The 13337-nt window shown below is 66.5% G+C and carries 3 protein-coding genes; all 3 read right to left on the bottom strand.

Annotated elements, in window-relative coordinates:
* Positions 1-4: 4 nt before the first annotated feature.
* Positions 5-3661 (bottom strand): hypothetical protein, encoded by a 3657-nt coding sequence (locus tag IFT63_RS02420; RefSeq protein WP_197974206.1) that lies wholly within the window; start codon positions 3659-3661, stop codon positions 5-7.
* A gap of 19 nt (positions 3662-3680) precedes the next feature.
* Entirely contained in the window at positions 3681-12308 is an 8628-nt protein-coding gene (locus IFT63_RS02415; RefSeq protein WP_192083144.1) for an Ig-like domain-containing protein, read from the bottom strand.
* Between the two features lie 231 nt (positions 12309-12539).
* Positions 12540-13256 carry a response regulator transcription factor gene (locus IFT63_RS02410; protein ID WP_192083143.1) on the bottom strand — a complete coding sequence of 239 codons (717 nt, stop codon included), beginning with the start codon at positions 13254-13256 and terminating at the stop codon, positions 12540-12542.
* Between the last annotated feature and the right edge of the window lie 81 nt (positions 13257-13337).

Below are 13337 nucleotides of genomic sequence, written 5' to 3'. Positions count from 1 at the left end.
TATCTCAATAAGTGCCCACCACGTTGAGATACCAGCCGCGGTGGTCGTAGTCGAAGTCGGTGAGCTTATCGCTGAAGTCGGTGAAGTTGTAGCCTGCCCCCACGCGGAAGTTCTTGCCGATGTCCCGGTCCAGGCCGACCAGCCAGCCCTGGCGGGTACCGCCGTCCTTCACCTGCAGCGTGCGGTACTCGGCCAACCCATGCCATGACTGCAACAGGTCATACCTCAACTGCCCCGCCATGAAGGTCGTTGATGAGTCGAACCACGGGCCGGCGCCCCGGCCCATGCGGACCTCGCCCTCGCGCTGGGCCACCTTTGCCGCGACTTCCCACCGCTGGTCGATCCGGTAAACACCCTCGAGGGAAACCACCTGGGTTTTCTGGTCCACGTTCGTGCCGTTGACCTGCCCCAGTGTGGAGAGGTCATACAGATAGGTATACCGGCCGAAGACGCCCCAGCGCGTGCTTTCCCAAGGGCGCCAGGCGAAGCCGACGTTGCCCTCGATGAAGCGGGCGCCCTGCGTGGGATCGAGCTCGTCGTCGGTGTCCGACCAGTTCAGGCGCGCTGCCATGCGCCAGCTGTCATTGAAGCGGTGGGTCAGCCGGTTGCTGAGCACCCATTGTTCGCGGCGCTCGGCACCGGTGTCGCGCCGCCATTCCAGCTTGCTCTGCCAATCGGTCTCCACCGAGGTGCGTCCGCCCGACACGCTCACCGCGCGCCGATCGACCTGTCCCCCATCGTTGTTCACCAGCTCGCCGTCCTGCAGCGTGAAGCCGAGGTTCCAGCCCTGTGCCGGATAGAAATCCATGCCGAAGGTGTGCGCCAGGCCGGATTCGTCCGGATTCTTCAGGTACTGGCTCTCGTTGAACACGTTCACCTGGTTGGACAGGCGCCACCGCTGGCCAGCCGTCCAGCCGGACTGGCGCTGCGGGTTGAACAACGAGTCGTAGCCCGTGCTGTCGGTGGAAACTGTGTAGCTGCCATACAGGCTCTGCTGCGCGTTGACGCGGTATTCGGCATCGACCTGGGTGGAATCTCCCCTGTCACCCCGGGTGGTCTCCAGGCCGACGGTCGAGCTGTCGCCGAAAAGATACTTGCTACCCAGCGTGTACGCATCGTTGTCGGCGTACTTGCCATGGTCATCGTCGAGCGTCACCTGCGCCACACCGTACACGTCCAATGCCGTACCAAGGCGGCGGGTGTACTTGAGTGCGCCAAGGGTTCCAGCAGCATTGCCGCTGGCGCGCTCTTCATCGGTTCGTCGCAGCTCGGCCGTCAGTGCATCGAAATCGCCGATCCGCCATTGCGCGGTCACCTGCGCCTGCTCCAGTGCTTCGCTGCCCCGCTCGGCGCGGCTCACACGGCTGTAGAGCGACAGGTCCCGATGGACCTGGCCCAGCACTTCGGCGCCGTACTCGGTGACATCGGCTGCCGTGTCGTAGCGGCTGATCGAGTAGCCCGCCCCCACTTCGCGCCACCACGCGGCCGCGCTCCAATCCTGGGCGGTCCAGCCCAGCTCCTTGAGGTTCACGCGGCCCTCGACCGCCGTGGCTTCACCGCTCTGCGGTCCGGCGCCGTCGATGCGCTGGAAGGTGAAGCCACCATTGTCGGAGAAGAACAGCGGTGCGCTGCTCGACTCGGTGCGGCTGTGCTCGATCTTCAGGAAGGTGCCCTTGCCGGCCTGCAGCGTCAGGTCCGCACCGGAAAGCGAATAGTCTTCGCCCGAACGGTTCTCGTTGACCTGGGTGACGCCCACGCCCACGTGGTTGCCGAACCAGTGCTTGGCCCGCAGGCCCGCCGTCATGTCCTCGGCATCGAACTCGGAGGGCACCCATTCGTAATCCACGACCAGGCGCTGTTGATAGCCGTCCAGCGGCGTATCGCGCGTTATCGAGGGCAGGTTCTCGCGGGTGACCTGCGCGAGCGGACGCGTCAACAGGATGCGGCCCTGCAGTTCATCGATCTCGTAATCCGCGCCGCGCTGCAACGATACCGTGCTTTCCACCCGGCCCGTGGTCAGGTCGCGGATCTCCAGCACGACGCGCTCCGAGCCCGGCAGGACGTCCGCATGGCGCAGGTAGTACAGGCTGCCACCAGTGCCCAGGAACTCGCTGTGTCCCGGTGCGGTCTGCGCTTCGGATGCAAACGCTCGCAGCAGGGTCGCGGGATCGCCCCACGCGTTGCTTGCACGCGAACGCCAGTCCAGGGCTGCGCCGTACAGTGAACGCACGTACTGCGCGTACTCTGTGCCGGTGATGCCGGTGGCGAAGTTGCCCCACAGGGCCTGGTTCTTGTCCCAGTCCATCCGCACGTAGAACCGGCCCATGGTATCCACGTCCCGGTGGACGTTGGAATCATCGCCATACACCGGGTAGTACAGGTCCGGATCAAGGCGGCGGAAAATGTCCGTGGGCTCTGCCTTGGTGAATCCAGTGAAGAGTGCTTCCAGGTCACGCTCGGTCGTATCGGCCTGTGCGGTGATGAGGTAACGCCCCTGAGTCTTGGCTTTCAGATAGAACGCGAGGCGACCATCGCTGATCACATCATCGGCGAACCGTTCGTTCAACGCCGTTGCGTCGACGGAGCCTCCCACCTTGTTCTGATACACCGTCACGTCCGCCAGGCCCACGCCGAACAGGTAGCGCCCGGTGACATCGATATCCAGCGTGCTGCGGATCGGCTCGCCCTTGCCTTCCAGCTCAATCAGGAACGAGCTCAAGCCGATCGGGGACAGGTACTCGGCAACGAACTTGCGCTCCATGTCCACCGGGTAGGTGTCGCCGTTGATCTTCAGGCCCAGGCCTTCGGGCAGGTTGCGTCCATTGATCCGGATGCGGGAGCCGTGGATCGGGATGTTCTGCTGACGGAGGCCATCGACCGCGAAGACCTCGTCAAGCAGGCTCTGCTGCTGCGCCTGCTCGGTGGTGAGCGCGGTCCCCATGCTCTTTTCCACGCTCTGGCGCAGCGCGACCGCACCGCGCTCGGCCTCTTCAGGGCGCACCAGCTGCAGCTGACGCGGTTGCGTTTCGTCAAAGCGCCCCTCTGCATCGTAGGCGCGCAGCACGTAGACCAGTTCGTCCCCTGCCCGGTAACGGTAGCGGCCCGGCAGCTCTCCGTTCCATTCGCCGCTCGACACGGCAGCAACCGCGAGCGGCACGCGGGCCAGCGGCTCGATCAGGTCCACATCTTCTGCCCGATGGATGCTCAACTCGTATCGGTCGATGAAACGCGGGTAGTTGCTGCGGACGTAGAACTGGACCGGCTTGGTCACGCGGGTCCCGTCGAAGGCCACGATCGACGGCGCCGAGATGGACAGCGTCGGCTGACCCAGCGTGGGGTCTTCGGTGGCCCAGACCGCGCCACCGTTCGGCAGATCGATGGAAAACTTTCCACTGGCGACGGCGCGACCCGGCTGCGCCAACGCCACCTGCACCCGGCGATCAGGCGCCAGCGCCCGAGACCCCGAGTCCGGCGCCGTTCCGCGCGTCACGGGCTCGTCGTAGCTTCGGGTGCGGAGCTGGAAGAGCACTCCGTCTTCGGAGCGGCAACCGCTGTCCGTGCAGTCGGCGGCCGGTTCCTGGGCGTAGGCCGTTCCCAGCCCCATTCCGCCGGCAAGCAGGCTGATGAGCGCGCAATCCAGCAGCTTCATTTGAATATTCATGGCTGTCCCCTGTTCCTTCTCAGCGACCGTGCTCGGCAGGGGCTGCCGGGTCATCGTTGTATTCCACGTTCACTGCCTGGACCGTCCCGGGCGGCAGCTTCGCCGCAATGGCGCGCTGCACAGCCTGGGCACGGCGCAGCCCGAGTTGCCTGTTGTAGGCGTGCGAACCGCGCACATCGGTATGGCCGGTGACAATCACGCGTCCCTTCGCCTGCACGACGGCCGCCGCTACCTGCTCCATCAGCGGGCCGAACTCCGGCTTGATCTCGGCCTTGTCGGTATCGAAAAGCACGGTCCCAAGAAGGGTGTCCGCGCCCTGCAGCGTGAGTGAGCGACTGGCCGGATCGCCAAGGTCACCGCGCACGCTGATGGAGGTGCGTTGAGCCACGTCAGGCGGGAGCCGTGCAACCAGCGCATCCCGCACCGCAACGGCGCGCTGGTAGCCCAGCGCCTGGTTGCCGTCGCCCCGGATCAGCACGTCGCCGCCGTGGTGGGTTTCGACCCGCGCGGCCATCTTGTCGAGGACCGCGCCATAGCGGGGCCGCACGACTGCGCTGTCCGGGGCAAACAGCACCTCGCCCAGTTCCAGCTCCACCGCCTGCGCGTCGGCGCGGATCGGTTCGGGCATGCGCACGCCGAAATCGAAGCGCACCGGCACGCCCGGCGTAACCCGCCGCAGCAGCGGATTGGCCGTGGTGAATCCCGCACCGGCCGGCAGGGTGGAAGGATCCACCTTCAGGATGAAGTTGCGCCCGTGGGCCCATGCTCCACCATCGACTCCGGTGAGGTGATAGCGGCCGAACTGGTCGGTCTCGATCAGCAGCCCTTCCACCGATGCCAGGCGGACGCCCGGAATGCCGCGCTCATCGATGCCTTCGTTGCGGATGATGTAATCCACGACGACCTCGTTGCCCTCGACGACGGAGCGACGCTCGACCACTGGCGCTGCGGCCGTCAGCCCCTTCGCTGCATCGCCCCGCATCTCGATGCGCGTACTGCCATCGGCGGCCATGCGGACGCGGATGCCCTGGTCGCTTTCGAGGATGAAGTCGTCGGTGAAGGCAGCGGTGCGCAGCCGCTGGCGAATCACCAGCACGTGGCGCTCCGCCGGGTCAGCCACCGATTGACGTCCGCTCAGGCGGCCCAGCGACAGGCCGCGCAACAACGGGGCGCTCGCATCAGCGACCGGCAACAAGCCGGTGCCATCGCCATTGTCGACAAGGGTCGATCCCCGGATGTAGTCGCCTGCTGCGAAACCACCCTGCACCTTCAAACCCGTCAATGCCGCGCTGTCCTGCCAGCCATCGCCGTCGCGGTCGTCGAACACGGTGCCAAACACCAGGCTTTCATCCAGCAGCGGATCGGCATCGAGCACCACTTCCGCCGTGGCCACGTTGGACGCCGGCTGTCCGGTTCCATCGAGCGCCTGCGCACGGTTGACCTGCACGCCCCGCTGTACCCCTGCGCCCACCCGCATCAGGTAGACCAGGGTCATCTGGTCGCCGACCTTCAGATCGATCCCGCCGAAGCGGACCGGGTTGAAGCCACTGGCAACGACGGTCGATCGCGCGTCGCTGGCAGCCAGCGAGCCTTCGACGTAGGTGAAACCAGCCGGTGGGGTGTCCAGCACACTGCCGCCGGACAGATCCACCGTGCCGACGTTCTCGATCGTGACGCTGTAACGGACCAGGTCGCCCGTCTTGATGTCGCGCGAGGTGGTCGACTTCGTCAGCCGGAGCGAGGCCGTGCCTTCGATGTCCACCGTAACGGTTGCGTCAGCACACAGTGCCGTGGGGTACGAGGTATCGCACACCCGGTAGACATAGGTGTCGGTGCCGGCAAAACCGGGCGCCGGCGTGTAGCTGCAGCTGCCTGCCGCGCACGTGACACTGCCGTTCGCCGGCGGCGTCATCAGCAACACGGAGTCCGGATCCAGCGGCGCGCCGTGGCTGCGGTCGTTGCCGACCACGACCAGTTGCAGGGGAACACCCGGCTCGGTGCGGCCTGCATCGTCGATCGCTTCAACCCGGTTGGGATCGATGGCGATGACCACGCGGGCGGTGGTGCAGTTGGTCGGGTTGGCGCGCTCGCAGATCTGGTACTCGTAGCTGTCCTCGCCCCAGAAACCGGGGTTGGGCATATACGTGATGGTGCCGTCGTCGTTGACCACGATGGAACCGTTGGTCGGCGGGACCAGTTCACTCACCTGCACCGTCGCAGGGTCGACCGCCCTGCCGTCGAGCAGATCGTTCTGCAGGACCGGCGTGGTCACCGGGGTGTTCTGCGGCGTGCGGTCACGGTCATCGACGGCGTCGATGTCCCAGGCCAGCACCGGGACGTCCAGGCTCGGCGAACAGATCGGATCATCATTGCCGGCTTCGCACAGGCCGGGCGTTGCCGTGACGATGGCAGCCACGTTGCGCACGTTGCCTGCGACCACATCCGCCTGGCTGACCTGGTAGGTGCCGGTCAGTACGCAGCTCGCTGCGGGCGCAAGGGCCGCGCAGGCGACGCTTGCGGGCGTGATCCTGCTGTCTGTCACGACCACGTCCTTGAGCGTGGTATTGCCGGCATTGGTGGCGGTGATGGTGTAGGTCAACGTGTCGTTGAGGCTCACCGTGCCCGACCCGTCTTCATCGGCATTGCGGGAAAGCAGCTTGGTCGATTCCAGTGCCGGCAGCTGCGCTACCGGAGTGCGCACCGTGTCTTCCGGACTGGTGACGCGGCCGGAGCCAGGATTGCCCGGCGTTGACGGCGGCGTGCCTTCGGCATGGGCGGTGTTGACCACCTCCCCCGCATCCAGGTCGGCCTGGACCAGGGTGTAGCTGCCCGTGCAGACCGTGCTCGCACCGGGCGCCAGCACGGTAACCGGGCAGCTCGGTGCAGTGGCCAACCTGCTGTCCACCACGTTGACCGCGGTCAACGTCAGGTTGCCCGTATTGGTGACCAGGAAGGTGTAGGCGATGGTGCTGCCCACTGCGTTGCCGCTGGCCGGAGCTGCCGTCTTTTCAATGCTCAGCGACGGCGCCGCCGGCAGGTCCACGATCACCTCGTCTTCCGGGCTGGGCACGCGCGGCGGGTTGGGATTACCCGGGGTCGCCGGCGGCACGCCTTCTGCATGCGCACGGTTCACTACCCGGCCCGCATCGAGATCGAGCTGACTCAAGGTGTAGCTGCCCGTGCACGAAACGGCGGCACCCGGGGCCAGCGTGGTGGTCGGGCAGACCGGAGCCGCTGCCAGCTGCGCGTCCACGATGCGGATGTCGTTGAGGGTGACATTGCCGGCGTTGGTCACCAGGAAGGTGTAGGCGATGGTGCTGCCGACCGTGGCGCCCGACGGCGGCCCAGCGGTCTTCACGATCGAGAGCGACGGGGCTGACGGCAGGTCGGTCGTTTCCTCGTCTTCCGGGCTGGGCACGCGTGGCGGGTTGGAGTTCGACGGCGTCGCCGGGGGCGTGCCTTCGGCATGCGCCACGTTCACCACCCGGCCCGCATCCAGGTCGGCCTGGACCAATGTGTAAGTCCCGGTGCAAGTGGTGGTTCCGCCCGGGGCCAGGGTGGTGGTGGGGCAAAGCGCTGCCTGCGCCAGCTTGTCATCAACGACCGCAACGCCGGTGACCGTGACGTTGCCGGTGTTGGTGACCAGGAAGGAGTACGCAATGGTGCTGCCCACGGTGTTGCCACTGGGCGTGCCCGCCGTCTTGACGATCGTCAGTGCTGGCGTCGCCTGCAACGGCGTGATTTCTTCATCCTCGGGGCTCGGCACGCGAGGCGGATTGGGGTTGGAAGGCGTCGCCGGCGGCGTTCCTTCGGCATGGGCCGCATTGACCACCCGGCCTGCATCGAGATCGGCCTGGGCCAGCGTGTAACTGCCCGTGCACGTCGTGGCCGCACCCGGTGCCAGCGTGGTGACCGGGCAGACGGGGGCAACGGACAGCTTGGCATCCACCACGGCAATGCCGCTCAGGGTGACGTTGCCGGTGTTGGTGACCACGAAGGTGTAGGCGATGGTGCTGCCGACGACGTTGCCGGTCGGGGTGGCCGCGGACTTGACGATACTCAGCGCGGGCGCCGGCGCGTCCACAGGGATGTCCAGCGTCGGATTGCAGAGCGCACTGGTGTTGCCCGCCAGGCACAAGGACGGGTTGCCCGGGGTGGACACCACGGCAGTGTTGCGGACCAGGCCGCTGTCCATGTCGTTCTGGCTGACACGGTAGGTGCCGGTCAGCACGCAGTTGAGCGTGGGTGCCAGGTTGGAACACGTGGTGGTCGAGGGGACGATGCGGGCATCGGACACCGTGACGTTGGCGAGCGTCGTATTGCCCGTGTTGGTCACCGTGACCGCGTAGGTCAGCGTGTCGCCCAGGGTCACCGTGCTCGAGGCGTCCTCGTCCGCATTGCCTGCCAGTTGCTTCACCGACGTCAGTGCCGGGGTCTGGGCAAGCTCGGTGGTTTCATCGTCTTCCGGGCTCGGCACCCGCGGCGGGGTCGGATTGCCCGGGGTGGCCGGCGGCGTGCCTTCCGCGTAAGCCGTGTTGAGCACGCGCCCGGTGTCGAGGTCCGATTGGGTCAGCGCGTAGGAGCCGGTGCAGGTGGTCGTCGCGCCCGGTGCGAGCGTGGAGATGGGACAGGTCGGCGCCGTGGTCAGTTTCGAATCGACCACGGCAACGCCGGTCAGGGTGATGTTGCCGGTATTGGTCACCAGGAAGCTGTAGGGGATCGTCGAGCCTACGGCGTTGCCGCTCGGCGATCCGGCCGTTTTGACCAGCGTCAACGACGGCATCGCCGGCAACACGGAGGTCTCTTCATCCTCCGGGCTGGGCACGCGCGGCGGGTTCGGATTGCCCGGGGTCGCCGGCGGGGTGCCTTCCGCATGGGCCGTGTTCACCACGCGGCCTGCATCCAGATCAGCCTGGACCAGAGTGTAGGTGCCCGTGCAGGTGGTGGTCGCTCCCGGAGCAAGCGTGGTCACCGGGCACACCGGCGCGGAGGACAGTTTGTCGTCGACCACGGCAATGCCGGTCAACGTGACATTGCCGGTGTTGGTCACCAGGAAGGAATAGGCGATGGTGCTGCCGACAGCCGTGCCGCTGGGCTGACCCGCGGTCTTGACGATGGTGAGCGCCGGGGCCGACGTGAGGTCCGTGGTTTCCTCGTCTTCCGGGCTCGGCACGCGCGGCGGGTTCGGATTGCCGGGCGTCGCCGGCGGCGTGCCTTCCGCATGGGCCGTGTTCACGACGCGGCCTGCATCCAGATCAGCCTGGACCAGAGTGTAGGTGCCCGTGCAGGTGGTGCTCGCTCCCGGAGCGAGCGTGGTCACCGGGCACACCGGGGGCGTGGCCAGTTTGTCATCGACGACCGCCAGCGCGTTCAACGTCACGTTGCCCGTGTTGGTCAGCAGGAAGCTGTAGGTGATCGTGTCACCGACGGCGGACGTAGCCGGGGCGCTGCCCGTCTTGACGATCGTCAATGCAGGCAGCGCCGGTTCAGCCGGGATTTCCAGGGTGGGACTGCACGAGGCGTTGCTGTTGCCGACGGGGCAGACCCCGTCGGTGCCCGGCGTGGTGATCGTGGCCGTGTTGCGGACCAGTCCGGTGTCAACGTCGGTCTGGCTGACGGTATAGACGCCGGACAGAACGCACGCGGCGGCGGGCGCCAGATCCGTGCAGGTGATGCTGGCCGGCACGATGCGTGCATCGGCCACGACAACCGAAGGCAGCACCATGTTGCCCCTGTTCGTCGCGGTGACCGTATAGGTCAGCACATCACCGACAGCGACGGTTCCGCTGGGCGCGGCGCCGTTGACCAGGCTCAGCGCCTTGGTCGAGGCCAGGCCAGGCGTCAGCGTGAGCGGCGTGGTCTCCTCGCAGTCGTTGCCGGTCGCGGCACAGTCCACGGGCGTGTTGCCCTGCACGGCCACTTCATTGCGGATCGCCGTTGCCGTGCTTGGCACCGTGGCCGCCACCTGCACCCGGAAGCGCAGCGTGACCGAGCCTCCGGCCGTGATGTTGACCGCGTTGGTGTTCGAACACACGGCGGCGCTGCACGTGAAGTCGCTGCCGGCCGGAAGGAACGTCGTGTTCGCGGGGACGCCCTCGACCACATCGCCTGCAAACAGGGTGGCGGCCTGGGAACCGGCGACGTGGCGGATGCGGATCTCATACTCCAGCACGTCGCCCGGCGCCACACTGGTGCCCGGCGCGCCGCCGTTCACGGCGCCAAGCACCTTGTCGACCTGGAGCTGGGGCGGAGCGATCGCCGGGAAACTGCACGAGGCCAGGTCGCGGCCGCGGTCGCCGCCGCTGGCCAGGGACGAATTGCCCGCCAGCGTCATGGTGCCGGTAGCCAGGTCCATCGCGTAGTAGTTGCCCGTCGCGTTGACCACGACGTACAGCCGGCCATCCGCGCCGAACGCCGCGCCGGCATAGAAGGCACCGTTCGGCGCTCCCGTGAAGCGCTGCTGCAGGGTGGCCGTGCCGGCATCCACATCAACCCGGTAGAGATCCGAACCGGCGACAAGCCAGCCGATGCCATCCTGGTCGAAGGCGATGTCGCCCGAGCCGGTATCCGACGGGGCCACGTCGTAGGTCAACGTGGTGGGGGCACCGGGGGTGTAACCAAACGTCCCCGCCGGGTCCAGCCGATACATGCGGGCGGTCCTGCCGCTGACGGCGGTGACCATGTAACCAATACCTTCGCGTGTCATGCCAGCGCGCGGCAGGTCCGCGGCGATCACCGCACCGGTCTGGTACCAGCCGCCATTGTTGGCGTCATACGCCCACACTTCACCGCCGGAGCCGTTTGCCCGGGTGTGGAACAACAGGCGGTTGCGCGCGGCATCCACCATCAATCCGTTGAGGTTGCCGGGCAGGCTGATGGCCAGGTCACCCACGGCTTCGTCGGTGCTGGCGCCCGGAACGTAACGTCGGAAGCCCGCTCCGTTCACCACGCCGAAAATGCCACCGTCGGCAGGACAGAAATCCACTGCGGCAATGGCGGGCACTTCGACCGGGCCGATGGTGGCCGAGGCGCGTCCCTCGTAGTCATCGGGCACCTCCACGGTCTGGCCGTTGTGGGTGACCTCGGCGTTGTTGATGATCTGCGCCGTATCCGGCGCCGTGTCACTGACCTTGACCTGGAAGCGCAGCGTTGCGCCCTGCCCCGGCGTCAACAGGCCGCCATTGGTCGCATCGGCGCCTGCACCCACGCGGAACACAACACGGTTGCCGGCAGCGTCGAATTCCGCGACGTCGTCGCCCGCCGAATCGGTCTCGGCCGGGTTCTCACCGGTGCTGATGCCCCGCCCCTCATCCGCGACGACGCGCAGGCTGCCCGGTACGAACGCCGTGTGGGTCGGGATCGGATCGCGGACGGTGGTGCGCGTCGCACCATCCTGGCCACTGTTCTGGAAGGAGATGGTGTACTCAAGAATGTCGCCGCGCCGCAACGGACCGGTCGGGTGGGTCAGGTTGCGTACCGTCTTGTCCAGCGAGCTGACCAGATCGGGCACGAACAGGTCCGTCACGAACACCAGCGCATGCGGGAAGTAGGCATCGCCGGTACTGGTGAACGTCAGGGTGGCGCCGGTGGCGCTGTTGGCCAGCCGCGGGCGGGCAGACGCCGCGTTCGCCGCATTGTTTGAAATGTCGACCAGCTTCAGATCGACAGCGAACTGGTTGGCGTAGTCGGGTGTCTTGTTGGTGAAGCGCTCACCGAGACGGGTGATGCCGCTGTTCCAGAAGTTGTTGGCCGGGCTCAGCGCATCGCTGACAGCGCCTGCGTTGAGCACGTTTCCGTTGCCGCTCAGCTGGAATGCGTCACCGGTGATGTCGCCGTCGCCTTCCCACACCAGGGCACCCATGAAGGCATTGAACGGACCGCTTGCCGGCGTCAGCAGACCCGACACGGAGGCCGACTGTGCATTGCCGCCACTGACGTAACCGGCGTTGCCGTCGAACACCATCAAGCGGCGGAATGGCTTGCTGTCGTCTTCGTACAGGACGATCAACGCCCAGCCGCCGTAGTTACCGAGCCCACCGCCATTCCCGGTGACGGCGGTCAGCCCACCGGCGAAATAGGTTCCGTTGCCCGACGCGGCGACCAGCGCGGTCACGTCCGCGTAAGCGGTGTAGGGCCGGTTGGCGTTCGTATCGCCTTGATCATTGAAGGTGTTCAGGTCGGCAGCGCTGGCGGTCACCGAGCGGTAGGTGCCACCAGGCACCCGCAGCTGGATCGTCCGCCGCGCGGCATCGGTGTTGCCCGCTCGCGCGCCCCAGTACAGGCCAGCCGAGCGGATCCGCGCGCCTGCCGGCACGCTCAAGGTGGCCGCGGAGGAGTTCGCCGGCACGGTGGACGGGAGCCCGTCCGCATCCACGTTGATGAACTCCATCACGCGGTTGCCGTTGCCGCCGGTACTGTTGCTCATGCGCTGGCTGGCGCAGTTCGCCGAGCCCGTGCCGGACGTGGCGCAGGTCAACAGGGCGTTGCCGACCATGGCCACATCGCCGCGGACGTTGAAGCTGTGGCGCGGGGCGAGCTGGGCGAATGCGGTCAGCGGCGCCAGGGCCACCAGCACCATCAACCAGAACCCGAAACCAAAGCAACGACGGAAGCGCCCTTGCGGAGAGCGTGCGAGCTGACGAGCCATATCCTTGGAACCCCTGTTGGTGCGGCGGCACAAGCCAATTGCGAAGATCACGCACGCGCACGAAAGCGCACCGCTGGCGTCAGCGGTCGGAGCGGGAGAAAGCACGATGCTGCGGCGAGTTGCCGAGCGCCCCATTGCGAGGCGCGCACTATAAGCAGCGACTGTTTACCACTCAATCACGGATGTTTTCATCGCGTGAAATAAAAAGAAATAAACGGTGAAGACAGCCGGCTACGAGGCCCAGGCGTAGCCGATTGAACGTATGGAACGCACCGGCAGCGGCTGCGCGGCGCCTTCCTCGACCTTGCGTCGCAGCCGGTGGACGACCATCTCAAGCCGATAGGGGTCGAATTCGGGAAGCTGGGCGACGATGTTCTTTGTCAGGTCATCACGTGACATGGCCGCCCCCGGTGTACGCATCAACGCCGCCAACAGCAGAAGCTCGGCGTGCGAAAGCTGGACCTGCTTTCCTGCCGGCGAGGTCAGACGCCAGCCTTCCAGCGCCAGGCTCCAGCCGGAGGCTTTCAGCACCGTGGCGGTTGCGGGCCCCGCTGTTTCCCGCCCACGGCGACGCAACACGCTGCGCAGGGTAGCGGCAAGGACTTCGCTTTCCACCGGCTTGACCAGATAGGCATCGGCACCGCCGTCCAATCCGCGGATCTGGTCCGCACTTCCCGAGCGCCCAGTGAGCAGCACGACGGCAACGTCATCGCTTTGCCGTAGATGCGCCAATGCACTGAAGCCGTCTTCATCAGGCAGCCCAACGTCGAGCACGACGGCGTCCACGCGCCCCCGCATCAGCTGCCTATACATTTCAAGCGCGCTGCCGGCCGCTTGGACATCGAAACCCAAGTCAATCAGGTCCGGCACCAGGATCTGGTCGCGTAACTCGTGGTCGTCCTCCACCACGAGGATCTTCGTGTGTTGCTCCGATGAGCCAGACTGCATTGAAGGTCCCCGTCTCGTCTTGTGAGCACATCGCCCGCTGCGCCCGCTGGCTTCAGCCGACGCTCCATCGGGCCGACGTAT

It is taken from the genome of Stenotrophomonas sp. CFBP 13724 (assembly GCF_014841975.1).
GTDB classification, from domain to species: domain Bacteria; phylum Pseudomonadota; class Gammaproteobacteria; order Xanthomonadales; family Xanthomonadaceae; genus Stenotrophomonas; species Stenotrophomonas lacuserhaii.
This window is presented reverse-complemented; position numbering and strand designations above follow the sequence as displayed.